This is a genomic window from Sulfitobacter sp. JL08, assembly GCF_003352045.1.
Classification (GTDB): domain Bacteria; phylum Pseudomonadota; class Alphaproteobacteria; order Rhodobacterales; family Rhodobacteraceae; genus JL08.
Genome location: NZ_CP025815.1, coordinates 1,971,558 through 1,995,481, shown reverse-complemented (window position 1 = coordinate 1,995,481; position 23,924 = coordinate 1,971,558). Strand labels below are relative to the sequence as shown.

Sequence of the window (23,924 nt, the reverse complement as noted above, 5' to 3'; positions counted from 1 at the left end):
ACGTCCGGCGCTCTTGCCCGCTTGTCAGCCGAACATGTCCTTCATATCCACCGAACTGCGTTTGTTCAGCGCTGACTTGTGGCTGGCGATGAATGTCTCTGCCGCCTGCTGCCCCGCCGTTTTCAGGGTTTTCAGCACATAGGGTGTCGGCACCAGTTTCGTGGCCACTGACAGATCGTTCATCAATGCGTCGTCGGCGATCATATGGATCAGCACGCGCTTCATCTCGCTTTGTTCCAGCGTGCCCCGTTCCAGCAGGCGCTGGACAAAAGAAATCGCGCGCAATTCGCGCAAAAGCGATGAATTGAAACTGATCTCGTTGATGCGGTTCTGGATCTGCTGCGGGGTGCGCGGTACGCCGCTGCGTTCCAGCGGATTGATGTTGATGATCACGATGTCGCTGGGCAGGTCATCGGCAAACAAAGGAAACAGCGCCGGATTTCCGGTATATCCACCGTCCCAGAAATCCTCGTTCTGATCGGTTTCGCTGTCGTACAATTCAACCGCCTTGAACAGCGTCGGCAGGCAGGCCGAAGCCATGATCGCTTCGGTTGTGATGTCGTCGCCGTCAAAGACGCGGATTTTCCCGTTGCGCACGCGTGTTGCACAGATGAACAGGGCCGGACCTTCGTGGGCGCACACAGAGGCGAAATCGAACGTTTCGACAATCGGGCGCAATGGATTGGAATAGAACGGGCCGTAACTGTAGGGCGACACCATGCGCGACCATGTGTCGGCCATCATGAACGGCAGGGAATTTTCGATCATGCGCGAATAGGCTTGCGGGCCCGACGAATACATCCAGCCGGTCAGCGCATTATCCTGAACGGCACCCACCTTGCCCCACAGCCAGTCCAGATTGTCGCGCGCGCCCTGTTTGCCGCCCTTGAGCATTCCGGCTTTGAGCGCGGCGCCGTTCAGCGCCCCTGCCGACGTGCCGGAAATGCCCGCAATTTCGATATCATCATCCTGCAACAGGCGATCCAGCACGCCCCAGGTAAACGCACCATGCGCGCCGCCGCCCTGAAGCGCCAGATTGATGCGCAATTTGGTCATCTGCCGCGATACGCGGTGAATAGGTCAGTGACCGGGTTGGCGGTGAGGAGAAGGTGCATTCTACAAGGCGGTCCAGCCGCCATCGACGCTGATGGTGGTGCCGGTAATCTGTGCGGCGGCGTCGGAACACAGAAACACCGTCGTGCCGCCCATTTGTTCGACGGTCGCGAATTCCTTGGACGGTTGACGTTTGAGCATAACGTTCTTGATCACGTCTTCACGGCTCATGTCGTATTCCTTCATCGTGTCGGGAATTTGCGCCTCGACCAGCGGGGTCAGAACGTAACCGGGGCAGATCGCATTGGCCGTGATCGGTTCTTCTGCGGTTTCCAGTGCGGTGGTTTTGGTCAGGCCGACAACGCCGTGTTTGGCGGCGATATAGGCCGATTTGTAAGGGCTGGCCGTCAGTCCGTGTGCCGATGCGATGTTGACCACCCTGCCCCAACCGGCCTTGCGCATCACCGGCAGGGCCGCGGCGGTTGTGTGAAACGCCGAACTGAGGTTGATGGCAATGATGGCATCCCATTTGTCGACCGGAAAGCTGTCAATCGGGCAGACATGCTGGATGCCGGCGTTGTTGACCAGAATATCGCAGGCCCCCGCCTGTTCGATCAGGGCGCGGCACTGATCTCCCTTGGACATATCGGCCTGTATGTAACGCGCCTTTACGCCGTGATCCTGCGCGATGCCGTCGGCGATGGCGTGATCTTCGGGGCGGTCGGTAAAGGAATTCAGCACCACATCGGCCCCGGCCTTTGCCAGTTCGATGGCAATGCCCAGCCCGATGCCTGAATTTGATCCGGTGATCACAGCGGTTTTTCCTGACAGGGTCATTCGAACTCTCCTTTGGATGGGGCCGGTGGCGTTTGCCGCAATCTGTCATGCTGCAGATGCGAAATAAACCCAAAAGACCGTGACAGAACCACAGCGCGGGCCGCGGTTCTGATTTCTGCGCCTCACAGGGTCGCAAAAAGAATCGGTATTGTGCGCCCCTGCAGGTCCGATTTCTGTGGTGTGTCGTGCCGGTATGTGTAGAACCGCCCCTTGAATGATGGGCCAGTAAACAAAAGGTCCGGGCGAAAAAAAACGCCCGCACGAAGCGGGCGTTAAGTTATTGAGGCAGGTTTCATACAGGCAAGAAACCTATCGAGCAGTGCCTTCCTTATAAGCAATTCCGAGCCTGCATCCAAGCTAAAAGTTTGAAAAGACATGAAACTGCCGTTACCGTCTGCGCAAACAAAACAAGGGCAGAGCAGGATTGTTGCCAAAGTGCGATCAGTTTATTTCCAACCCGTCGGCGGTTTTCTGCGTCTTTATGCGCTGATTCTTGCCGCTATGTTATTCGCCAACATCGGGCATGGTGCGCCGCAACATGCCATAGCTATGTATGGCACCCCCGACCTACCACCTGATTTTGTGTCGCTGCCCTATGCCAATCCAGATGCACCCAAAGGCGGGCGTATCGTTCTGGGCAACACCGGCGGCTTTGACTCACTCAATCCGTTCGTGCGCAAAGGCACGCCGCCCTGGCAACTTCGGTTTTTTGCGTACGAGTCTCTGATGGGGCGCAGTTGGGACGAACCGTTCACGCTTTACGGTCTTTTGGCCGAATCGATTGAGGTCGGAGCGAATCGCGAATGGGTGGAATACACCCTGCGCCCCGAGGCGCGGTTTTCGGATGGCAGCCCCGTCACAGTCGAGGATGTGATCTGGTCCTACGAGGTGTTGGGCACCCAGGGCCACCCGCGCTATCACGGTTTGCGATCCCAGATCGAAACCATCGAACAGACCGGCCCCCGGTCGCTGCGCCTGACCTTTAACACCGCGGACCGCGAACTGGCGCTGATCGCCGGACTTCGCCCCATTCTGAAAAAAGCGCAATGGGATGGCATTGATTTTGCCGAAGCGGCGCTGGACACCATTCCCATCGGCAGCGCGCCCTATTCCGTCAGCCGGTACGAGGCGGGGCGCTATGTCATCTTGACCCGCAACCCTGATTATTGGGGCAAGGATCTGCCGTTGCGGCGCGGCACCCATAATCTGGACGAAATCCGGATCGACTTTTTCGGCGACAATTCCGTTCTGTTCGAGGCGTTCAAGGCCGGCAACCTGACTGTCTTGCGCGAGTTCAATGCCGAAAAGTGGGACAGCCAGTATGATTTTCCGGCGGTGCAGCGCGGTGATGTGGTGAAATCCGAAATTCCCCATTCCAAACCATCGGGGATGACGGGATTTGTCTTGAACACGCGGCGTGCGCCATTTGACAATCTGGATGTGCGCGATGCCTTAATCCACGCGTTCAATTTCGAATTCATCAACGACACGTTTACCGGTGGCGCGCAGCCGCGCATCACCTCGTATTTCTCGAATTCCGAACTGGCGATGCAATCGGGCGCGGCAACTGGCCGTGTGGCCGAATTGCTGGCGCCGTTTACAGGCACTCTGCCGCCTGACGCGCTGGATGGATATGCCCTGCCCCAGGGTGATGGATCAGCCCGTAACCGTGTCAACCTGCGCAAGGCGACCGATTTGTTCGAACGCGCGGGATGGACCGTGCAGAACGGTGTGCTGCGCAATGCGCAAGGGGCCGCGTTCTCATTCACCATTCTTCTGAAACAGGGGGATACGGAAAGCCAGTCGATTGCCGAACTTTATGTTTCGGCCTTGGCACGTCTGGGTATTCAGGCCGATATCGAAACCGTGGACAATGCCCAGTTCACCGGGCGCACCACCGAATTTGATTTCGACATGACATCGTTCCGGCGCGAACTGTCCCTGTCACCGGGAAATGAACAAAGGTTTTACTGGGGCTCTGCCAATGCGGACGCGCCCGGATCGCGCAATCTGATGGGGATGAAATCGCCCGCGGCGGACGCGATGATTGATGTGTTGCTGACATCGGAAAGCCGCGATGATTTTGTCGCAGCGGCGCGCGCGCTGGATCGGGTGCTGACGACGGGACGATATGTCATTCCGTTCTGGCAATTCACGGTCGGGCGCATCGCGCATGTCAGGGAATTGCGTTTTCCCGATCGCCTGCCTGTCTATGGCGACGGGCCGAATTTCATGCCCGAAGTTTGGTGGTACGATCCAAGCTAGGGCGCACGCGCACAACGCGGGGCCACCTGCGCCATCAGGACAGCGATGTCACCCATAAAATCGAAGCGTCCTCGTCGCTGAGCGAAACAACATTATGCCCCATCGCCGCATCATAATAGGCGCTGTCGCCACGGCGCATTTCGACGGGTTCGTAAAATTCGGTGTAAAGGCGGATCACGCCTGTCAGCACATACAGAAACTCTTCGCCATCGTGGCGCACCCAGCCGTCGAATTCATCCATGCTGCGGGCGCGCACCCGGGCGCGGTAGGGCAGCATTTGTTTCTTGGTCAGCGTGTCGCCCAAAAGCTCGTGCTCGTATGTGGTGGTGGCACGCACTGCGCCGCTGCCTGATTTGGTCACGGCCATGCGCCCGTTGACGCGGCTTTTCTGCGGGGCGGTGAACAATTGCGGCACCGATATCTCCAGACCAGTCGCCAGTTTCTTCAACGCCTCGTAGGTCGGGGACATCTGGCCGTTTTCGATCTTGCTGAGTGTCGAACGGGCAAGCCCGGCCTGACGGGCAGCCTGTTCCAGCGTCCAGTCGCGGGCTTTGCGCAACTGACGCACGCGCGCGCCCAGATCCAAAGGTTCGGCGGTCTCGTCCTGGCCGTTTTCACGGGCAATCCGGATCAGGTTTTTGGGGTCATCTGCGTTCATGCGTGCGTCTATAGAACTGCATCGGGGTACTTGCAACGGGCGCGCCTGCGGGCTAGCGGTTGGGCATGTTGTCTGTCTTTGATCACGGGCCGCCGCCGCCCTGCCCCGCCCCGTTCAACCTTGCTGCCTATGTTCTGGGCGCGGCCCGCGATGTCCCGGACAAAACCGCCCTGTCGATCCTGTCGCTGTCGGGATCGCAGGACTGGACCTATGCGCAACTGGAACAGGCCGTTCTGGGTGTTGCACAGGGGTTGCGCGATCAAGGTCTTGCACCGGGTGCACGCGTGCTGATGCGGTTGGGCAATTCGGTTGATTTCCCGATTGTCTATCTGGGTGCGATCGCCGCCGGTCTGGTTCCGGTGCCAACCTCAAGCCAGCTGACCGAACCCGAGGTTGCGGCGATCCTGTCCGATCTGGAACCGCAGGCGGTGCTGCGTGATCCTGCAATTGCCTGCCCGGATCATTCCGGCACAGTGCTTCTGGAGAAGGTAAAGACTTTTTTTGACAATCCGGTCGAGGCCGGGACATTCGCCTTTGACATGGCTGATCCTGACCGGATCGCATATATCATCTACACTTCCGGTACGTCGGGCAAGCCGCGTGCGGTGGCACATGCGCATCGGGCGATCTGGGCGCGGCGCATGATGATGCGTGACTGGTATGCTCTGAAACCGGATGACCGGATGCTGCACGCGGGCGCATTTAACTGGACCTATACGCTGGGCACTGGCCTGATGGATCCCTGGACCCTTGGCGCCACAGCCCTGATCCCCGGTTCCGACGTGGCCCTGCACGACCTGTCCGATTTGATCGCTGTTCATCGCGCGACCATTTTCGCGGCCGCGCCCGGGGTCTACCGGAAAATCCTGTCGGAAACGCCGGTGATCGTGGCACCCGATCTGCGCCACGGGCTGAGCGCGGGGGAAAAGCTGCCGCAACGGGTGCGCGAGGCGTGGCATGTGGCCACCGGCACGCAGGTCTACGAGGCATACGGCATGTCGGAATGTTCCACTTTTATATCATCGGGTCCGGCGCGTCCGGCGCGCGGAGATGCGTTGGGCACGCCGCAGGTCGGGCGCTGCGTTGCGATAATGGGCGATGACGGCCCGGCGCCACAGGGACAGGAAGGCACCATTGCCATTCGCCGCGATGATCCGGGGCTGATGCTGGAATATGTGAACGCCCCCGAGGATACGGCGGCGCGGTTTCACGGCGACTGGTTCATGACCGGTGATCAGGGCGCGATGGCGGTTGACGGTCAGATCACCTATCTGGGGCGCGCCGATGATATGATGAACGCGGGCGGTTATCGTGTGTCCCCGCTTGAGGTCGAGGCAGCGCTGTCTGACATGCCGGGCATCGACGCGATCGGCGTCATCGATGTCGAGGTGAAACAGGACGTGCGACTGATCGCGGCATTTTACACCGGGCCAAAGCGACTGGACGATGCGGCGCTGGACAGGTATGCCCGGTCCAAACTCGCCCGCTACAAACAACCGCGCGCTTTTGTGCACCTGCCGCAGCTGCCGACAGGGGCCAACGGAAAATTGCTGCGCCGCGCCTTGCGCGCCTATTATGAGGTTTCAGATGATCAAGCTTGATATCATGTCCGACCCGATTTGCCCGTGGTGCTATATTGGCAAGACCTATCTGGATCAGGCACTGGCGCAACACCCTGACCATCCGTTCACCATCGAATGGCACCCCTTTCAGCTGAACCCCGACATGCCGCGCGAGGGTATGGACCGGCGCGCCTATCTTGAGGGCAAGTTTGGCGGCAAGGAACGCGCCGCTGCAGCCTATGCACCGGTGGTTGAACATGCGCAAAAAGCCGGTCTTGTGATCAATCTGGACAAGATGGAGCGCACGCCCAACACGCTGGATGCGCACCGCCTGATCCATTGGGCCGGTATAGAAGGCCGCCAGACTGCGGCGGTTTCGCAATTGTTTCAGGCCTATTTTGTCGATGGCGCGGATATTGGCGACACCGAAGTTCTGGCCGATATCGCTGATGGCATCGGCATGGACGCGTCTGTTGTTATGCGCCTGCTGCAATCGGATGCAGATATCGAAGACATCCGCGCGCGCGATGCCCATTCGCGCGAGATGGGGATTTCGTCGGTCCCGACCTTCATCGTGGATGGCAAACACGCGGTGCCGGGCGCACAACCACCGGAACTCTGGGCGCGGGTGATCGCAGAGGTGCAGGAGAACACCGCGTCATGACATGGGCCCGTCCTGTCACGCTGATTTCCGCCCTGATCACGGTGATCGTTTCGGGGACGGTATTTTTCCATCTTGTTGAAGGCTGGAGCCTGCTGGATTCCTATTTTTTCACGGTCGTGACCCTGTCCACGGTCGGGTACGGATCAATTGTACCCGTCACCGCACTGGGCAAGATCGGCACGACGGTCCTTATTTTTACCGGACTGGGTATTTTCGCCGTGGCCATTCAGCAATTCGGCGAATTCACGCTGCGCCGCCGGATGCGCAAACGTGCCAAACGGATCGAGGAAAGCGAAGAAGCGTATATCAAGGCCGAGACAGGCAAGGACACTGACGCGTGAGCGATGCGCGCACCAACACGATGGGGCGGGTCGAGTTCATCACGCTGTGTGCGATGATGTTCGCCACCATCGCGTTTTCGATTGATGCGATGTTGCCCGCCCTGCCCAGCATCGGGGCCGAACTAAGCCCGGATGCCCTGAACCGGGCCCAGTTGATCGTCACCTCGTTTGTTCTGGGCATGGGCATTGGCACCGCGTTTACTGGCCCGCTGTCGGATGCGTTCGGGCGCAAGCCGGTTATTCTGGCCGGCGGGGCCTTGTATATCATTGGGGCGGCGGTCGCTTGGGCCAGTTCATCGCTTGAATGGGTTCTTGCCGCGCGTATTGCGCAGGGGTTGGGGGCTGCGGGGCCGCGCATTGCGACGATGGCGGTGATCCGCGATTTCTATTCCGGCCGGGAAATGGCCAAGCTTGTTTCATTCGTGATGATCATCTTTACCCTTGTGCCGGCCTTTGCGCCGCTTTTGGGGGCGGGCATCATTGCGCTGTTTGGCTGGCGCAGTATCTTTGTTGCATTCATCCTGTTCTCGCTGGTCAGCATGGTGTGGATGTCGGTCCGGCTGGGTGAATCCCTGCCGGTGGAAAACCGGCGGCCTTTTCGGGCGGGTTTGTTGTGGGTCGCCATCAAGGAACTGTTCGCCCATCCGGCGGTGCGCATGTCGATGCTGGTGCAAACGCTGATCTTCGGCATGTTGTTTTCCATGCTCAGTTCGGTGCAGCAGATTTTTGATATTTCGTTTCAGCGCGGCGCAGAGTTTCCGTTCTGGTTTGGCGGCATTGCCCTGCTGTCGGGCACGGCAGGATTTTTGAATGCGGCGCTGGTGATGCATATCGGAATGCGGCGTCTGGTGACGGTATCGCTGTCCGTGCAAGTCGCCCTTTCGAGCCTGATGCTGGTCTTGTGGCTGATGCAACCGCCCCAAAGCATACAGTTCGGGGCCTTCATGGTCTGGCAGTTCTCGGTGTTTTTCATGATGGGAATGACCATCGGCAACCTGAATGCCATTGCGATGGAACCGATGGGGCATATCGCGGGCATGGCGGCGTCGGTGATGGGGGCGGTATCAACCGTGCTGGCGGCGGTGATCGCGGCCCCTGTCGGTCTGGCCTTTGACGGCACGCCCCTGCCTCTGATCATCGGTGTTCTGGTTATGGCAATCGTGGCGGCCGGTCTGATGCTGTCACTCCAACGTACCGAGGAACAACCGGTCTAACCCTGTTTGGCCTTGGCCTTTTTCTGTTCTGCAATCGCCTTTTCGGCCAGGTCGCGTGCAATCGCGAACGCGCCCTTGATCTTGTCGCTGTCTTTTTTCCAGTCGCGCCGGACCACGATCTTGTTGTCCTTGACCTTGGCCAGCCCGCGCTGATCGGTGATGAAATCAACCAACCCCTGGGGCGAGGCATATTTGTCATTGTGGAACTGGATCGTCGCGCCCTTGGGGCCGCCATCCAGCTTGGCAATACCGGCGCGTTTGCACATCGCCTTGATCCGCACGACCAGCAGCAGAGTATTCACCTCTTTGGGCAGCGGGCCAAACCGGTCGATCAATTCGGCGGCGAAACCTTCCAGTTCGACCTTGGTGCTAAGCTCGGACAGGCGGCGATAAAGGCCCAGTCGCACATCCAGATCGGGCACATAGGGTTCCGGTATCAGGACGGGCACGCCGAGGTTGATCTGGGGCGCCCATTGATCGTCTGCCGCGCTCAGCCCCTCCAATTCGCCCGCCTTGATCTTGGCAATCGCCTCTTCCAGCATGGATTGATAGAGTTCGAAGCCGACATCACGCATCTGGCCGGATTGTTCTTCGCCCAACAGGTTTCCTGCGCCGCGAATGTCCAGATCCTGACTGGCAAGGGTAAAGCCTGCCCCCAATGTATCGAGCGATCCCAGAACCCGCAGCCGTTTTTCCGCAGCCGGGGTCAGTTTGGCGCGCGGTTTCGTGGTCAGATACGCATAGGCGCGGGTTTTCGAACGGCCCACCCGCCCCCTGATCTGGTAAAGCTGTGACAGGCCGAACATATCGGCGCGGTGGATGATCATGGTGTTGGCCGACGGAATATCCAAACCGGATTCGACAATCGTTGTGGCCAGCAACACATCGTACTTGCCGTCGTAAAACGCGTTCATGCGGTCATCCAGTTCACCCGCTGCCATCTGGCCATGGGCGATAACCACGCTGACTTCGGGCACCTGTTCGGCCAGAAAAGTTTCGATCTCGGGCAGATCGGCAATACGGGGCACCACGAAAAACGACTGTCCGCCGCGATAATGTTCGCGCAACAGCGCCTCGCGCAGGGTCACGGCATCAAATTCGCTGACATAGGTGCGGATTGCCAGCCGGTCGATCGGGGGCGTGCCGATAATGCTAAGGTCGCGCACGCCCGACAGGGACAATTGCAAGGTGCGCGGGATCGGTGTCGCGGTCAGCGTCAGCACGTGGATATCGGTGCGCAACTGTTTCAGCCGTTCCTTGTGGCTGACGCCAAAATGCTGTTCTTCGTCGATCACCAGCAGGCCCAGGTTTTTGAACCGGATGGATTTCGCCAGCAGCGCGTGGGTGCCGATGACAATATCCACCGTGCCCCGGCTGATGCCGTCCCGCGTGGCCTGCGCGTCCTTGGCACTCACGAAGCGTGACAGGGGCCGCACCTCGATCGGGAAGCCGCGAAACCGTTCGGCAAAGGATTTGTAATGCTGGCGCGCCAGCAGCGTTGTCGGGGCGATGATTGCGACCTGCACGCCGGACATGGCCGCCACAAAGGCCGCGCGCATCGCCACCTCGGTCTTGCCAAAGCCGACATCGCCGCAAATCAGCCGGTCCATCGGCGATCCGCTGTGCATGTCGTCCAGCACTTCGCCGATCGCGCGCATCTGGTCATCGGTTTCGGTATAGGGAAAGCGGGCGCTGAACGCATCCCACATGCCCGGCGGCGGATCCATGATCGGTGCGCGGCGCAGGGCGCGTTCTGCGGCGACGCGGATCAGACGGTCGGCCATTTCGCGAATACGTTCTTTCAGTTTGGCCTTTTTGGCCTGCCATGCGCCCCCGCCCAACCGATCCAGCAGGCCTTCTTCGTGGCCGTATCGCGACAGCAGTTCGATGTTTTCCACCGGCAGGTACAGACGTGCCTGTTCGGCATATTCCAGCAACAGGCATTCATGCGCTGCACCTGCGGCGGTGATCACTTCCATGCCGTGATAGCGCCCGATGCCGTGATCGACATGCACCACCAGATCGCCGGGTGACAAGCTTTGGGTTTCGGTCAGAAAGTTTTCGGCACGCCGTTTCTTGCGCGGTGCGCGGATCAGCCTGTCGCCCAGAACGTCCTGTTCCGAAATCACGGTCAGCCCGGGGGCCTCAAAGCCATGTTCCAGCGCCCATACCGCCAGATGCAGCCCCCGTTTGCCGATGCGCGTGGCATCGGTGATCGGGATTGTTTCGGCCAGCCCTTCGTCTTCGATCAAGCCGCTTAGCCGTTCCCGCGCGCCTTGTGAATAACTGGCGACAACCACGGGGCCTGTGTCCAGTTTCTTCCTGATGTGATCCGCCAGCGCGCCGAACAGGCTGATGTTTTCCAATTGCCGCTCGGGCGAGAAATTGCGCCCGATGCGCCCGCCCGCGTCCAGCACGTTCGGGCCGGTTGCCTGTGGCAGCGGATTAAGCTGGATCACCCGCCGGTCCGCAACCGCGGTGGTCCATGTCGCATCATCCAGATACAGGCTGGCCGGTGGCGCCGGCTTGTACACCGTGTTCAGGTGCGATTTTTCCGACATTGCGATTTTGCGGGTTTCATACTGGTCCACGATCGCATCCCAGCGCGACAGCCGCGTCGGGGTGATCTGGTCATCCAGCGTGATGCTGGCCTTGGGCAGGTAATCGAACAGGGTTTCCAGCTTTTCGTGAAAGAACGGCAACCAGTGTTCCGCGCCCTGATGTTTGCGCCCCGCACTGACCGCCTCGTACAGGGGATCATCAGTGCCCGCCGCGCCGAATTCGATACGATAGTTCTGGCGAAACCGCGTGATCGCGGCCTCGTCCAGTATCACCTCGGACACCGGCGCAAGTTCGATCATGTCCAGCTTTTCGGTCGTGCGCTGTGTTGCCGGATCGAACCGGCGCGCGCCGTCCAGCACATCGCCGAACAGATCCAGCCGCACCGGCCCCAGATCGCCCGGTGGATAGATGTCGATGATCCCGCCGCGCACCGCGTAATCGCCCGGTTCCAGAACGGTCGGGCTTTGGCTGAACCCCATGCGGGCCAGAAATGCGCGCAACGCGGCTTCGTCAATACGCGCACCGACCTGCGCCTTGAACGCGGCCTCGCGCAGGATGGTGCGCGCGGGCACGTACTGGCTGGCGGCGTTCAGGGTTGTCAGCAGCACATATTGCGGTGGCATCCCATGGACCAGACCGGCCAGCGCGGCCATCCGCGTTGCTGAAATATCGGCGTTGGGCGATACGCGGTCATAAGGCAGGCAATCCCAGCCGGGAAAGGTGACAACGGGCATATCGGGGGCAAAAAACGCCAGCGCCGCGCGCATTGCGACCATACGTTTGTCATCGCGCGCGATATGCAGAACCGGCGCACCCGCGTCCGCCAGTTCCTTCAGGATCAGCTTTGCGTCATAGCCTTCCGGTGCGCCGCCAAGCGTTATATGAAAGCCGTTGTTTGACATTGTCAGCCGAACGGACCCAGCGACAGGTTCTGGAACATGCCCCACATGGCGGTCAGAAAGATCGAAATCATGCCGATAAACTGGGTGAAGAACCGGTGCCGCCCCAACCGCCGGTGCAGCGCTTCGCCAACCAGATGTTCGGTTTCGATCAGCCGCGCCGTTGACAGTGACAAAAGCCCGACAATCGACATCGGGAACAGCAGCAAAAACACGGCCTGGGCAAATTCGACGTCGTACATGAACCCGGTGATAGCCAGCGCGGTCAGGAAAAAGCAGCCAAACCCCAAAAGCCACAGCCCCGAAACGCGCGCGACATAAAGCAGTCGGTTCACATTGATACGCACCAGATCTTCCAGATCGGTTTCGGCCTGTCCGCCCTGCCGGCGGGCACGCAGCACAAGATCATAGGGAACGCCGATGACCCAGTGGCTGGCGGTTGACCACATCACAGCCAATGCGATCCAGAACCACAGGTTCGAAAACGAACGCATGTCGATCAGTTCAAATACAGTTTGGTGCCAGTCCAAGGGGAGCCTGCTTTGCAATCTTTTGCCTCTCTTAGCGGGGCGGCGCGGCAATTCCTACCCTTGTGAAGCCTGTTTTTCCGTGTCAGGCCTAAACAAGTTCAAGAACAGAGTGATCCAGATGAAACCGACCGTTGCCCCCTTTCCCGCCGCACGCCTGCGCCGCACCCGTCAAAGCGCCCCGATGCGCGCGCTTGTGCGGCAAAATACGCTCAGCGCCGATGATTTCATCTGGCCGCTTTTCGTGCGCAGTGGCGAGGGTGTGGAAGAGCCGGTGACCTCCATGCCTGGTGTGATGCGGCGCAGTGTGGACCGGATTGTCGAGGCTGCTAAACAGGCCGCTGATCTGGGGATTCCGGCGATTTGCCTGTTTCCTTACACCGAACAAAAAGACCGCACCGAAGAATGCGCCGAAGCGTGGAACCCCGACAACCTGTCCAACCGTGCCACACGCGCGATCAAGGCCGCCGTGCCAGATATTGCCGTCATGACGGATGTGGCGCTGGACCCCTACAACATCAACGGCCATGACGGTTATGTCGTGAATGGCGAGATTCTGAATGATGAAACGGTTGCGGCGCTGGTGAAAATGGCGCTGGCACAGGCCGAAGCCGGGGCCGATATTATCGGGCCGTCCGATATGATGGATGGCCGGATCGGTGCGATCCGCAATGCGCTTGAAACCGGCGGGCACCACAACGTCATGGTGATGTCTTATGCCGCCAAATACGCCAGTGCGTTTTACGGGCCGTTCCGGGATGCGGTCGGCGCGTCGGGCGCGCTGAGCGGGGACAAGAAAACCTATCAGATGGACCCGGCCAATTCGGACGAGGCGCTGCGCCTGATCGAACGCGACCTGATGGAAGGTGCCGATATGGTCATGGTCAAACCCGGCATGCCCTATCTGGATATCTGCCGCCGCGTCAAAGACAGCTTTGGCGCACCGACATTCGCCTATCAGGTGTCGGGCGAATACGCGATGATCAAGGCCGGAGCACAGAATGGCTGGATCGACGGTAAAAAGGTGATGATGGAAAGCCTGATGGCGTTCAAACGGGCCGGATGTGATGGCATCCTGACCTATTTCGCCCCGGATGCCGCGCGTCTTTTGAACGGGACCAAGGGGTAGGCACGCGCCCTGCCCGCGAATTGAAAGGGTCACGACATGCGCACAATCGGTGCTTTGATATTTCCCGGTTTCGAACTGCTGGACCTGTTTGGACCGATGGAAATGTTCGGCCATCTGGCGGATGATTTCGATCTGACACTTGTGGCGCAGGATCGCGGCGCGGTGCGCAGCGCGAAGAAACTCGCCGCCATCGCCGAAGCCGGCACCGGGGACGGGACACAATATGACATCCTGTTTGTACCCGGCGGCCCGGGCGTGCGGCCGGGTCTGAACGATACTGATCTGCTGGACTGGATCGCGCGCACGGCGCAACAGGCCGAATATGTGCTGAGCGTGTGCACAGGTTCTGCCCTGCTGGCCAAGGCGGGTGTGCTGGACGGGCGGCGCGCAACCTCGAACAAGGCGGCGTTTGACTGGGTCGTGTCGCAGGGTCCGGACGTGGATTGGCAGCGGCAGGCCCGGTGGGTGCAGGATGGCCGGTTTTTCACCTCGTCCGGTGTGTCGGCGGGCATGGACATGACGCTGGCCGTGATCGAACATCTGCACGGTACGGAACAGGCCGAAGACGTGGCGCTGATCTGTGAATATGAATGGCACCGCGATGCCGCGCGCGATCCGTTTACTCTGGCGCACGGTCTGGTCTGACCGGATCTTCGGCGTCCAAAGGGCAGCATGCCGCCCATTGCCATTCTTTGGCGTGACACATCGGCGTTATCGGCGTATAAACGCCGACAAGACCGGATAAACCGGCTGAACAGGCAACAATTACAGGCAAAACATATGAAAAATCACGATTCCTCCCGTCTGACCCGGCGCGGGTTTACTCTTGCGGCATTCTCTGGCGTTGCGTTGACTGCGGCATGTGGCAACGGCGTGGGCAGTTCCGGCCCCGGCACGATCGACGCGCGCGTTGATGCAACCCTTGACCAGATGTACCGCCAATACCCCAACACGGTTGACCTTTCCCAGAAGGCCAACGGGATGCTGGTGATGCCGCTGGTGACCGAAGCCGGGTTTATCTACGGCGGCGCCTATGGGCGCGGTGCGCTGCGGGTTGGCGGCACGACAGTGGATTATTATTCCACCACCAAGGCCAGCGCCGGTTTGCAGATCGGCGCCCAGCAATACGCGCATGTGCTGTTCTTCATGACAGACGACGCGCTGATGGATTTTCGCCGTTCGCCCGGATGGGCCGTGGGCGCGGGTGTGGAATACGTGATTTCCGATCAGGGCGACGGATTGGCCGCCGAAACCACCACCGCGCTAGCACCGGTTCTGGCGGCGGTGTTCGGCCGCGCCGGATTGCTGGTCGGCGCGACGCTGGAAGGCACAAAATACACGCGGATCATTCCGTAAGACTTTGATTTTAGGTTTGAAAAGGCGGGCATCTAGCCCGCCTTTTTTGCTGCCTGATCCGGTCCGAACCCGAAGGCCCGTTTACCCCATCGCGCGCAGGCGTCTGATCAGGCTGGATGTATCCCAGCGCCCGCCACCCAGTTTCTGCACGTCCTTGTAGAACTGATCGACCAGCGCCGTGACCGGCAGGCTGGCGCCGGTGTCATTGGCGGTGTCCAGACAGATGCCCAGATCCTTGCGCATCCAGTCCACCGCGAACCCGTGATCGAACTTGTCGTCCAGCATGGTTTCATAGCGGTTCGACATCTGCCAGCTGCCCGCGGCACCCTGGCTGATCACCTCGACAACGGCGCGCCCGTCCAGACCGGCCTTTTCCGCGAAATGCAGCGCCTCTGACAGGCCCTGCACCAGACCGGCAATGGCGATCTGGTTGCACATCTTGGTCATCTGGCCGGCGCCGCTGGTGCCGATCCGGCGGCAGGTTTTGGAATAGGCCGCCATCACCGGTTCCGCGCGGGCATATTCGGCCTCATCGCCACCGCACATGATCGACAGCACACCGTTTTCCGCGCCGGCCTGCCCGCCGGACACCGGCGCGTCGACAAAGGCGATATCGGCGGATTTGGCGGTTGCGTATAGTTCATGGGTGACAGCCGCCGAAACAGTGGTGTGATCGACAAAAACGCTGCCCGCATCCATCCCGGTAAACGCGCCGTCATCGCCCAGACAGACCGAGCGCAGATCATCATCATTGCCCACGCACGCCATCACGAATTCAGCGCCCTTTGCCGCCTCGCGCGGGGTCGCGGCATGCTGGCCGCCATGGGACTTGGCCCAGGCCTGCGCCTTGGACGCGGTCCGATTATAAACCGTGACGTTGTGGCCTTTTGCCTGTAGATGGGCCGCCATCGGACCACCCATAACCCCCAGACCCAGAAACGCGACGTTTGCCATGTGCTTTCCCCTTGAATTCTTTTTGGTTACGCATTGTGTCTGGCTAAACTTGCATCCATGACGGGTAAAGAAAAGGGGGCTTGATGCCAACGCTGTTCCAATGGCTGCTTCGCATTGCATCGGGTCTGATCGGCCTGATCGTGCTGGGGGCTGTCGTGGTGTATTATCTCGCGTCCCGTTCCCTACCCGATTACGACAAGACGCTGCGGGTTGCCGATATCAGCGCCCCTGTCGAGGTGGTGCGTGACAACGCCAATGTGCCCCATATCTTTGCTGCGCCGGATGCGCCGGACAAGGATGTGTATTTCGGGCTTGGCTATGCCCACGCGCAGGACCGGCTGTGGCAGATGACAATGCTGCGCCGCACGGTGCAGGGCCGGTTGTCAGAGCTGTTCGGTGAACGCACCGTATCCATCGACAGTCTGGTGCGGCGGCTGGACCTTTACGCGCTGTCTGTCAAATCGGTCGAGGTGCAAACCCCCGAAACGCGCGCTGCCCTGTCGGCCTATGCGGCTGGCGTGAATTCGCGGCTGGCGGAAATCAACATTGATGCGCTGGGGCGCGGCGCGCCGGAAATGTTCGTGTTCAATGCCCCGATTGCCCCGTGGCAGCCGGCAGATTCGATTGCGATCATCAAGTTGATGGCGCTGCAACTGTCCTCGCATCTGGAGGAAGAGGTATTGCGCGCGCGCACGTCGCTGATCCTGCCGGATGAAAACAGGTTGCGTGATATCCTGCCTGATGTTCCGGGATCAGGTGTTGCCGCCCTGCCCCGTTACTCTGCCCTTGTACCGGGCCCGGTGCCGCGCTTCGCACAGGCCAGCCCGATGCCGCAAACACAAACGTCGCCGTTCAAACGCCGTGGCCTTGCCGGCGCGTCGAACGCCTGGGCCGCCGCCCCGTCGCGCAGCGCATCGGGGGGCACATTGCTGGCCAATGATCCCCATCTTGGCCTGACAGCGCCTTCGATCTGGTATCTGGCGCGGCTGGAACTGGCGTCTGGCGGTGTGATCGGGGCCACCATTCCCGGCGTGCCGGTGGTGATGACAGGGCGCAGTGCGACACTGGGTTGGGGCATTACGTCGTCCTATCTGGACGATCAGGATCTGTTCATCGAAAAAATCAATCCGGACAATCCGGAAGAATACCAGACGCCCGCCGGGTTTCGCCCCTTCGTGACCCGCAAATCCATTGTCGAGATCAAGGACAGCACGCCGATCACGCTGACATTGCGCTGGACGGAAAACGGCCCGGTTCTGCCCGGTTCGCATTACGGATTGTCCACCATCACACCCCCCGGTCACGTTGTTTCGCTGGCATGGACCGCGCTAAGCCCCAAAGACACTACAATGAGTGCGGCAATCGCCCTGATGGGGGCGCAAACCGTGCGCGACGGGCTGGAACTGAGCGAAGACTATATCGCCCCCTCGCAGAACCTGACGCTGGCCGACCAGTCCGATATCGCGATGAAAACGATCGGCGCGATGCCGCGCCGCAACGCCGAGCATCAAAGCCAGGGGCGGTTGCCTTCGCCGGGGTGGCGCCACGAAAACCGCTGGCAGGGTCGGTTGCCCTTCAGCGACAACCCGCATTTCATCGCCCCTGTTGGCGGTATCCTTGGCAATACCAACAACAAGACGATTGATCGCCCGTTTCCCAAACATGTGTCTTATGTCTGGGGTGACAGTCAGCGTATCCAGCGCTGGCAGCGCCTGATGCAGTCGCGTCAGGTTCACACCCGCGACAGTTTTATCGAGGCCCAGCTTGATCCGGTCAGTGCGACGGCACGAACGTTGTTGCCGCTGATCGGGGCCGAATTATGGTTCACCGGCGAAGCGGCCCCCGATGGTACCGCCGAGCGCCAGCGCCAGCGCGCGTTAACATTGCTGGCCAGCTGGAATGGTGAAATGAACGAACATTTGCCCGAGCCGCTGATCTATGCGGCGTGGTTGCGCGCGCTGCAAACCCGCCTGATACAGGATGAGCTGGGACCGCTGGCGGTTGAATTCGACCATGTGGAACCGCTGTTTATCGAACGCGCATTTCGGGACGTGGATGGCGCATCCGTATGGTGCGATGTTCTGCAAAGCGCACCAGTGGAAACCTGCCCCGACATGGCGCGGCTGGCGCTGGATGATGCGCTGGTCTGGATCGGTGAAAAATACGGCCCCGCACTGGAAAGCCTGCGCTGGGGCGATGCGCATCAGGCCACCCATGATCACCCGGTTCTGGGCGAGGTGCCGGTGCTGCGCTATTTCGTGAACATCCGCCAGTCCACCAGCGGCGGCGACAATACGCTGCAACGCGGGCGCACCAGCGGGCAGGATCCGGACCCGTTCCAGAATGTGCACAGCGCCGCCTATCGCGGGGTCTATGATTTTGCCGATCCCGACAGTTCGGTTTTCGTCACCTCGACCGGTCAATCGGGGCATTTCCTGTCGCGCCACTATGACGATCTGGCGCAGCTGTGGCGGCGCGGTGAATACATCCCGATGTCACTGGATGAAAACCTGGCCCGCGCCGCATCCGTCGGCGTGACCCGCCTTATCCCGGCCGAGTGAACATCGGCATAGACAGGGCTGCAGGCACAGCCCGGCCCTTTGCCATTGAAGCAAGGAGAGAACCAACGCCAGATCGACGGGGCCTGACACGGCCCGAACCGTGGTTGGTGAAGGTGAAGCTTTCGGACTGTTTGGGCGATTTTGCGCCGATGCGCAGGCAAAAACGTTCAAAATCGCTATAATACCCGCCCGAGGGGCTGTTTCTTTTGAAAAAGGAGACGTCCATGGGATGTCCTTCACCAACCACGGAATACAAATTCGAATTTCTGTCTGCCAGTGGCGTCGGCGGGTCCGAAGGCACGATCAGCGCGGGATGCCCTGCCTATGATCAGGCTCTGGCGGATCAGGCGTTTCTGAAGGCCAAAGAGGCTTTTGCGCGTTATCTTGAGCGCAAACATACCGATCCGTGCGGGCCAGATTGCCGTATTCACACCACGACAGATTGGATACCGGTGCCCAATCTGCCCAATCAAACCAAGGTCAAGCGGATCTTCTTTTCCATCGAATGCCCCGAAGGCGATGGCGGCATGAAAACCTGCCTTTATTCCTTTGAAATGATATTTTCCTACAGGGTTTTGCAACGCACTGTTACGTGCATCCCGTTTCTGGGCGGACCGAACGATTTTTTCCTGGAACCCATTTCACTGGAAGGCGATTGCCATTGATCGCGCCGTGACGGGGGTGTCTGGGCGTAAACCCGACAGCATCAAAGCCGTTCGAAATCCTGCTTTTGCCGTGCGCTCCAGCGGACGGTGATGTCAAACCCGTCTTCGCCCTGCGCCTCGTCCTGCACGATATCCTGCGCGAACAGCCAGGCGCGTTTCTTGCCTTGGGAAAACGGCAGTGTCAGGGTCTCGGTGGTTTTGACGCCGACCAGAATATCGGCAATGGCGGCAAGCAGGTCATCTATCCCCTCGCCCGTGACGGCAGAGATCGCAAAGCGCGTTTCGTCGCGCGCGGCGCGGGCGCGCATGGCTTCTTGCGCCTCAGGGGTCAGCAGATCGATTTTGTTCCATATTTCGATCAGGGGCCGGTCTTCATCAATGCCAAGCGATGTCAGGATATCCATCACGTCACGGGCCTGCGCCTCGCTTTCGCCATGGGATATGTCGCGCACGTGGCAGATCAGGTCGGCGCCCAGGACTTCTTCCAGCGTGGCGCGGAAGGCTGCGACCAGTTCGGTGGGCAGATCGCTGATGAAACCCACCGTGTCCGACAGGATGATTTCCGGCCCATCGGGCAGCACAACCGACCGCATCGTCGGATCCAGTGTGGCAAACAGCATATCCTTGGCCATGACATCGGCCCCTGTCAGACGGTTAAACAGGGTGGATTTGCCGGCGTTGGTATACCCCACAAGCGCAACAATCGGGTAAGGCACCTTGGCGCGCGCGGCGCGGTGCAGTGTGCGGGTTTTGACCACCTTGTCCAACTGGCGGCGCAGGCGCACCAACTGGTCGTCAATGGCGCGCCGGTCCGCTTCGATCTGGGTTTCACCGGGACCACCAACAAATCCCAGCCCGCCACGCTGGCGTTCCAGGTGGGTCCAGGCCCGCACCAGCCGTGTGCGCTGATAGGACAGCGCGGCCATTTCGACCTGCAACACACCTTCCTTGGTGCGGGCGCGATCACTGAAAATCTCAAGGATCAGACCGGTCCGGTCCAGCAGCTTTACGCCCCAGGCCTTTTCAAGATTGCGTTGCTGCACCGGGCTGACCGGCCCGTCGATCAGAACCAGTTCAACCTCGTCGGCTTCGAATTTCTGGCGCAGTTCCTCGATCTTGCCCTTGCCAAACAGCATGCCTGCATGGGCCTTGGGCAGGCGTACCACATCGGCGCCGACAACCTGAAGTTCGGCCAGCGCATCGGCAAGCGCAATCGCTTCGGCCAATGCCGGTTCGGCGGGCCGGCGGGAATGGTCTGATTTCAGGTCAGGATGCAACACCCATGCGCGGGTGACGGCACGCTCGTGTTCCATCAAGAGGCGTCTTCGCCCTCATACAGGCTGATCGGCTGGGATGGCATGATCGTCGAAATCGCATGCTTGTAAACAAGCTGGGATTGGCCGTCACGACGCAGAAGAACGCAGAAATTATCGAACCACGTAATCACGCCTTGCAGCTTTACGCCATTGATCAGGAAGATAGTCACGGGCACTTTGGTTTTGCGCACGTGGTTCAGGAACGCGTCCTGAAGGTTCTGTCTGTCCGAAGCCATTATTGCTCGCCTTTGTTCTTTTTCACGCTGCGGATCAGCGTATTCCCTCGCACACACCAGTATGTAGCGGCAAATGGGGAGTTTCCAGCCCAAAAAACAATCCGTTACGCTCCGAACGCAATTGTCGCATCTTGGGCACAACTTATTGCGGCTAACTGCGCCACAAATCCGGGGTCAGAAGGGCAATAATGGCAAGGGTTTCCAGACGCCCCAGAACCATGGCAGCGCACAGTACGCCCTTGGCCCACGGGCCAAGCTGAACAAGGCTGACGGGGGCCTCGGACGCTGACTGGATCAGGGGACCGGTTGTCGACAATGTCGCGATGCTCAGGACCACGGCATTTTCGAAATCAACGCCCAAAGCCGTCAGAACCACCGTCACCAGCGCCAGAGACAGGGCAAACAGCATGAAAAAGATCCATGCGATATAGGCGCCGTCGCGCTGGATGCGGCGGGTGCGCTGGCCGCCGCCGCTGACCGATGAAGGATGCACAAGCCGTTCCATTTCGCGCAACCCGTGCAGATAAAGCGCATAGACCCGCAGCAGTTTCACGCCACCCGCCGTTGTCGCCACACCGCCCCCGGTCAGCGCCAGACCCATCAGGATCAGGCCCGGCGTGCTGAGGCCCGACCAGTTTTGCGATGTGCCCCAGTCGGCGCTTTCAAATCCGGTGGTGGTCAGGAATGACAGGACCGTGAACATCGACCCCCAGAACGCCTGTGCGGCCTTCAACAGGCTGTCGCCCTCGCGCACCTCAAGCGATCCCATCCAGTGGCGCAGTAGCAGCAGAACCGGCACTCCAATGACCAGCATCATGCCGATGCGGAATTCGGGATCGGACAGAATGCCGGTTCCGCCGGTGGTGACGGTATCGGTGGAAAATGTCAGACGTGACAAGGCAAACAGCATGAACAGGAACATGACCGCCTCGCCGGTGAAACCCGACGCGCCGTTCTGCACCCCGCCAATGGGGGAAATGCCGCTGGTCGCCATTACCGACATGGCATGGCACAGCGACACCAGCGACGTATCCCCGCCCAGCAACAACAACACCCACAACACCAACGTCAGACCGGCGTAAATCGGAAACAACACTATTGTGATGCGCAGCAACCGGGTGCGCGGGTCAGACCGCCCCACACGGTCGCCGCGTGCTTCGGACATCCGGCCGGGCTGGGCGCGCGCGGTCACTTCGAACCCGCCAAGGTTCAGCGGGGCCAGAATGGCCGATGCGGCGATCCACATGACCAGCCCGCCCATCCAGCCGACCTGCGCCCGCCACAGGTGCAACCCGCCCGAAAGGCGCGTCGGATCTTCGAACATGGTGGCGCCGGTGGTGGTGATGGCGCTGACCATTTCGAAATAGGCATTCAGAAAACTGGTGGTTTGCAGCGCGTCATAGAACGGGATCGCCAACAGCACGGGCAGAAAGGCGAACATCGAAAACAGCGACATCAGCTGGCCAAGCGTGCCGTGCCGGCTGCGCCGGCCGCTCATCGCGATGGCAATCATGGCAGTGGTGATCAGGCCCAGCGTGCCGGCATAGAAAAAGGTGCGCGAATCCGTGTGATTGGTCAGGATCAGCGAATAGGCAGCAGGCACGTACATCGAGGCAGAGCCACATCCGACCAGCAACAGAAACAGCGGCAGGTTCAGCAAAATGTCCAGAAAACGGGATGGGCTGGCTGAACGGGGCATGGATCAGAAGAAATCGATCGACACCTGAAGCAGGCGTTCGACTTCGGGGACATCCTTGGCCATCGCAAACAGGGCAATGACATCGCCTTCTTCCACTCTGGTATCGCCTGTGGGTCGGATCACTTCGTGGCTTTTCATGACAGCCCCGACCAGAACGCCTTCGGGAAAGTCGATATCACTGATTTTCTGGCCTGCTATGGGTGATGTTGACAGAACTTCGGCTTCGATCACCTCGGCTTCGGCATCGCCGATGGAATAGACACCGCGCACCCGTCCGTGGCGGATATGGCGCAGGATCGAACTGACGGTGGTGGCGCGCGGGTTGATGTAGGCATCAATGCCCAGCGGCCCCATCAGGGGAACCAGCGTCGGATCGTTGATCAGCGCAATGGCATAGGCGCAGCCTTCGGATTTGGCACGTACGGCAGCCAGCATGTTGGTCTTGTCGTCATCCGTGACGGCCAGCATCGCATCGGCGCGGCTGATCCCGGCCTCGTTCAGCAGGGCGGCATCCAGACCATCGCCGTTCAGCACAATCGTGCGTTCCAGAGCCTCGGCGGCCATTTCTGCGCATTTCCGGTTTTTTTCGATCACCTTGACCCGCACGCGGGTTTTCAGCTGTTCCAGTTGCAATGCCACGGTCAGGCCGACATTGCCGCCCCCGACCATCACGATACGGTCCTGTTTCTTGTGGGTCTTGCCGAATATTTCCATCGTGCGGCGCACGTCTTCGACATGGCTGAACACGTAGCAATCATCACCGACAAACAACTGGTCGTTGGCTTCGGGGGCGAACAGCGTGCCATCGCGGCGGACACCGACGACAATGGCGCGCAGGGTGGAAAACAGATCGGTCAACTGGCGCAGCGGTGTGTTCACCACGGGGCATTCTTCTTCGATCGTGATCCCCAGCAACTGGGCCTGCCCTTCCATGAAAATTTCAGTGTCAAAGGCATCCGGGGCCGACAGGCGCTGCATGGCTGCCGCCGCAACCTCGCGTTCGGGGCTGATCACCACATCGATCGGCATGTGATCGCGCCGGTAAAGATCGGAATAGATCGCATCCAGATAGGATTGACTGCGGATGCGGGCAATCTTGCGGTTCACGCCAAAGACGGAATGGGCGACCTGACAGGTGACCATGTTCACTTCGTCGGAATGGGTGGCCGCGATGACCATATCCGCGTCCCGCGCGCCTGCCCGGTCCAGAATGTTGGGATAGCTTGCATATCCCGCAATGCCCTGCACATCCAGCGTGTCGGTGGCGCGGCGCACCAGATCGGGGTTGCTGTCGACGACGACGACATCGTTGCGTTCGCCTGACAGATGGCGCGCGATCTGCCAGCCAACCTGACCTGCCCCGCAAATGATGACCTTCATACCATATGCCCTTTGGTGTGCGAAAAACCCACCGTGAACAGCGTGT

The 23,924-nt window shown here is 60.0% G+C and carries 20 protein-coding genes; 10 read left to right on the top strand and 10 right to left on the bottom strand.

Features of this window, described 5'->3' with window-relative positions:
- Nucleotides 1–24: 24 nt before the first annotated feature.
- Both C1J05_RS09840 and C1J05_RS09835 read right to left on the bottom strand, forming a co-directional pair.
- Nucleotides 25–1,056, bottom strand: a complete 1,032-nt coding sequence (locus tag C1J05_RS09840; protein ID WP_114870099.1) for a patatin-like phospholipase family protein — start codon at nucleotides 1,054–1,056, stop codon at nucleotides 25–27.
- Nucleotides 1,057–1,116: 60 nt separating this feature from the next.
- Nucleotides 1,117–1,890, bottom strand: a complete 774-nt coding sequence (locus C1J05_RS09835; protein ID WP_114870098.1) for a 3-hydroxybutyrate dehydrogenase — start codon at nucleotides 1,888–1,890, stop codon at nucleotides 1,117–1,119.
- A gap of 549 nt (nucleotides 1,891–2,439) precedes the next feature.
- On the opposite strand from C1J05_RS09835, the gene C1J05_RS09830 reads away from it, so the two are divergent.
- On the top strand, nucleotides 2,440–4,155 hold the full coding sequence (locus C1J05_RS09830) for an extracellular solute-binding protein (RefSeq protein WP_114872242.1): 1,716 nt from the start codon (nucleotides 2,440–2,442) through the stop codon (nucleotides 4,153–4,155).
- A 34-nt stretch (nucleotides 4,156–4,189) separates the two neighbouring features.
- On the opposite strand, the gene C1J05_RS09825 is transcribed toward C1J05_RS09830, so the two are convergent.
- On the bottom strand, nucleotides 4,190–4,813 hold the full coding sequence (locus C1J05_RS09825; protein WP_114870097.1) for a helix-turn-helix domain-containing protein: 624 nt from the start codon (nucleotides 4,811–4,813) through the stop codon (nucleotides 4,190–4,192).
- Nucleotides 4,814–4,878: 65 nt separating this feature from the next.
- Between C1J05_RS09825 and C1J05_RS09820 the strand changes: the two genes are divergently transcribed.
- From C1J05_RS09820 to C1J05_RS09805, 4 genes are read left to right on the top strand one after another with little or no spacing between them, the layout of a single operon-like run.
- A complete protein-coding gene (locus tag C1J05_RS09820) occupies nucleotides 4,879–6,414 on the top strand; it encodes a class I adenylate-forming enzyme family protein (protein ID WP_114870096.1) in 1,536 nt (511 codons plus the stop codon).
- The gene (locus C1J05_RS09815; RefSeq protein WP_205389222.1) at nucleotides 6,401–7,039 is read left to right on the top strand and encodes a DsbA family oxidoreductase; all 639 of its coding nucleotides are present in this window, start codon (nucleotides 6,401–6,403) and stop codon (nucleotides 7,037–7,039) included. The genes C1J05_RS09820 and C1J05_RS09815 overlap by 14 nt, the downstream gene beginning before the upstream one ends.
- Nucleotides 7,036–7,380 (top strand): potassium channel family protein, encoded by a 345-nt coding sequence (locus C1J05_RS09810; RefSeq protein ID WP_114870094.1) that lies wholly within the window; start codon nucleotides 7,036–7,038, stop codon nucleotides 7,378–7,380. The genes C1J05_RS09815 and C1J05_RS09810 overlap by 4 nt, the downstream gene beginning before the upstream one ends.
- Before the next feature lie 20 nt (nucleotides 7,381–7,400).
- Nucleotides 7,401–8,594 carry a multidrug effflux MFS transporter gene (locus C1J05_RS09805; RefSeq protein ID WP_114872241.1) on the top strand — a complete coding sequence of 398 codons (1,194 nt, stop codon included), beginning with the start codon at nucleotides 7,401–7,403 and terminating at the stop codon, nucleotides 8,592–8,594.
- Here C1J05_RS09805 and mfd read toward each other — a convergent pair.
- Complete coding sequence (gene mfd, locus C1J05_RS09800; RefSeq protein ID WP_114870093.1) at nucleotides 8,591–12,058, bottom strand: transcription-repair coupling factor; 3,468 nt, start codon at nucleotides 12,056–12,058, stop codon at nucleotides 8,591–8,593. The two genes, C1J05_RS09805 and mfd, sit on opposite strands and share 4 nt — an antisense overlap.
- A gap of 2 nt (nucleotides 12,059–12,060) precedes the next feature.
- A complete protein-coding gene (locus C1J05_RS09795) occupies nucleotides 12,061–12,585 on the bottom strand; it encodes a component of SufBCD complex (RefSeq protein WP_114870092.1) in 525 nt (174 codons plus the stop codon).
- Between the two features lie 118 nt (nucleotides 12,586–12,703).
- Here C1J05_RS09795 and hemB point away from each other — a divergent pair, with 118 nt between their 5' ends.
- The 3 genes from hemB to C1J05_RS09780 all read left to right on the top strand — a co-directional run bounded on the left by hemB (nucleotide 12,704) and on the right by C1J05_RS09780 (nucleotide 15,067).
- Nucleotides 12,704–13,711, top strand: a complete 1,008-nt coding sequence (hemB, locus tag C1J05_RS09790; protein ID WP_114872240.1) for a porphobilinogen synthase — start codon at nucleotides 12,704–12,706, stop codon at nucleotides 13,709–13,711.
- A 36-nt stretch (nucleotides 13,712–13,747) separates the two neighbouring features.
- Nucleotides 13,748–14,356, top strand: a complete 609-nt coding sequence (locus C1J05_RS09785; protein ID WP_114870091.1) for a DJ-1/PfpI family protein — start codon at nucleotides 13,748–13,750, stop codon at nucleotides 14,354–14,356.
- Nucleotides 14,357–14,491: 135 nt separating this feature from the next.
- Nucleotides 14,492–15,067, top strand: a complete 576-nt coding sequence (locus C1J05_RS09780) for a YSC84-related protein (protein WP_114872239.1) — start codon at nucleotides 14,492–14,494, stop codon at nucleotides 15,065–15,067.
- Between the two features lie 81 nt (nucleotides 15,068–15,148).
- Here C1J05_RS09780 and C1J05_RS09775 read toward each other — a convergent pair whose 3' ends face one another.
- Complete coding sequence (locus C1J05_RS09775) at nucleotides 15,149–16,021, bottom strand: NAD(P)-dependent oxidoreductase (RefSeq protein WP_114870090.1); 873 nt, start codon at nucleotides 16,019–16,021, stop codon at nucleotides 15,149–15,151.
- Nucleotides 16,022–16,104: 83 nt separating this feature from the next.
- Between C1J05_RS09775 and C1J05_RS09770 the strand changes: the two genes are divergently transcribed.
- Both C1J05_RS09770 and C1J05_RS09765 read left to right on the top strand, forming a co-directional pair.
- On the top strand, nucleotides 16,105–18,582 hold the full coding sequence (locus C1J05_RS09770; RefSeq protein WP_114870089.1) for a penicillin acylase family protein: 2,478 nt from the start codon (nucleotides 16,105–16,107) through the stop codon (nucleotides 18,580–18,582).
- A gap of 224 nt (nucleotides 18,583–18,806) precedes the next feature.
- Nucleotides 18,807–19,247 carry a hypothetical protein gene (locus tag C1J05_RS09765; protein WP_114870088.1) on the top strand — a complete coding sequence of 147 codons (441 nt, stop codon included), beginning with the start codon at nucleotides 18,807–18,809 and terminating at the stop codon, nucleotides 19,245–19,247.
- A gap of 41 nt (nucleotides 19,248–19,288) precedes the next feature.
- Here C1J05_RS09765 and hflX read toward each other — a convergent pair whose 3' ends face one another.
- From hflX to trkA, 4 genes are all read right to left on the bottom strand, one after another.
- Nucleotides 19,289–20,560: a GTPase HflX gene (gene hflX / locus C1J05_RS09760; RefSeq protein ID WP_114870087.1), complete on the bottom strand. Its 1,272-nt coding sequence runs from the start codon at nucleotides 20,558–20,560 to the stop codon at nucleotides 19,289–19,291.
- Entirely contained in the window at nucleotides 20,560–20,799 is a 240-nt protein-coding gene (hfq, locus tag C1J05_RS09755) for an RNA chaperone Hfq (RefSeq protein ID WP_007119530.1), read from the bottom strand. Before hfq ends, hflX begins: the two co-directional genes overlap by 1 nt.
- Before the next feature lie 151 nt (nucleotides 20,800–20,950).
- Nucleotides 20,951–22,498 carry a TrkH family potassium uptake protein gene (locus C1J05_RS09750; protein ID WP_114870086.1) on the bottom strand — a complete coding sequence of 516 codons (1,548 nt, stop codon included), beginning with the start codon at nucleotides 22,496–22,498 and terminating at the stop codon, nucleotides 20,951–20,953.
- Nucleotides 22,499–22,501: 3 nt separating this feature from the next.
- A complete protein-coding gene (gene trkA / locus C1J05_RS09745) occupies nucleotides 22,502–23,878 on the bottom strand; it encodes a Trk system potassium transporter TrkA (protein WP_114870085.1) in 1,377 nt (458 codons plus the stop codon).
- Between the last annotated feature and the right edge of the window lie 46 nt (nucleotides 23,879–23,924).

Bases quoted from the DNA above. Each gene is read 5' to 3' on its own strand.
- C1J05_RS09840 (WP_114870099.1), bottom strand. From the start codon at position 1,056: ATGACCAAATTGCGCATCAATCTGGCGCTTCAGGGCGGCGGCGCGCAT.
- C1J05_RS09835 (WP_114870098.1), bottom strand. From the start codon at position 1,890: ATGACCCTGTCAGGAAAAACCGCTGTGATCACCGGATCAAATTCAGGC.
- C1J05_RS09830 (WP_114872242.1), top strand. From the start codon at position 2,440: ATGTATGGCACCCCCGACCTACCACCTGATTTTGTGTCGCTGCCCTAT.
- C1J05_RS09825 (WP_114870097.1), bottom strand. From the start codon at position 4,813: ATGAACGCAGATGACCCCAAAAACCTGATCCGGATTGCCCGTGAAAAC.
- C1J05_RS09820 (WP_114870096.1), top strand. From the start codon at position 4,879: ATGTTGTCTGTCTTTGATCACGGGCCGCCGCCGCCCTGCCCCGCCCCG.
- C1J05_RS09815 (WP_205389222.1), top strand. From the start codon at position 6,401: ATGATCAAGCTTGATATCATGTCCGACCCGATTTGCCCGTGGTGCTAT.
- C1J05_RS09810 (WP_114870094.1), top strand. From the start codon at position 7,036: ATGACATGGGCCCGTCCTGTCACGCTGATTTCCGCCCTGATCACGGTG.
- C1J05_RS09805 (WP_114872241.1), top strand. From the start codon at position 7,401: ATGGGGCGGGTCGAGTTCATCACGCTGTGTGCGATGATGTTCGCCACC.
- mfd (WP_114870093.1), bottom strand. From the start codon at position 12,058: ATGTCAAACAACGGCTTTCATATAACGCTTGGCGGCGCACCGGAAGGC.
- hemB (WP_114872240.1), top strand. From the start codon at position 12,704: ATGAAACCGACCGTTGCCCCCTTTCCCGCCGCACGCCTGCGCCGCACC.
- C1J05_RS09785 (WP_114870091.1), top strand. From the start codon at position 13,748: ATGCGCACAATCGGTGCTTTGATATTTCCCGGTTTCGAACTGCTGGAC.
- C1J05_RS09780 (WP_114872239.1), top strand. From the start codon at position 14,492: ATGAAAAATCACGATTCCTCCCGTCTGACCCGGCGCGGGTTTACTCTT.
- C1J05_RS09775 (WP_114870090.1), bottom strand. From the start codon at position 16,021: ATGGCAAACGTCGCGTTTCTGGGTCTGGGGGTTATGGGTGGTCCGATG.
- C1J05_RS09770 (WP_114870089.1), top strand. From the start codon at position 16,105: ATGCCAACGCTGTTCCAATGGCTGCTTCGCATTGCATCGGGTCTGATC.
- C1J05_RS09765 (WP_114870088.1), top strand. From the start codon at position 18,807: ATGGGATGTCCTTCACCAACCACGGAATACAAATTCGAATTTCTGTCT.
- hflX (WP_114870087.1), bottom strand. From the start codon at position 20,560: ATGGAACACGAGCGTGCCGTCACCCGCGCATGGGTGTTGCATCCTGAC.
- hfq (WP_007119530.1), bottom strand. From the start codon at position 20,799: ATGGCTTCGGACAGACAGAACCTTCAGGACGCGTTCCTGAACCACGTG.
- C1J05_RS09750 (WP_114870086.1), bottom strand. From the start codon at position 22,498: ATGCCCCGTTCAGCCAGCCCATCCCGTTTTCTGGACATTTTGCTGAAC.
- trkA (WP_114870085.1), bottom strand. From the start codon at position 23,878: ATGAAGGTCATCATTTGCGGGGCAGGTCAGGTTGGCTGGCAGATCGCG.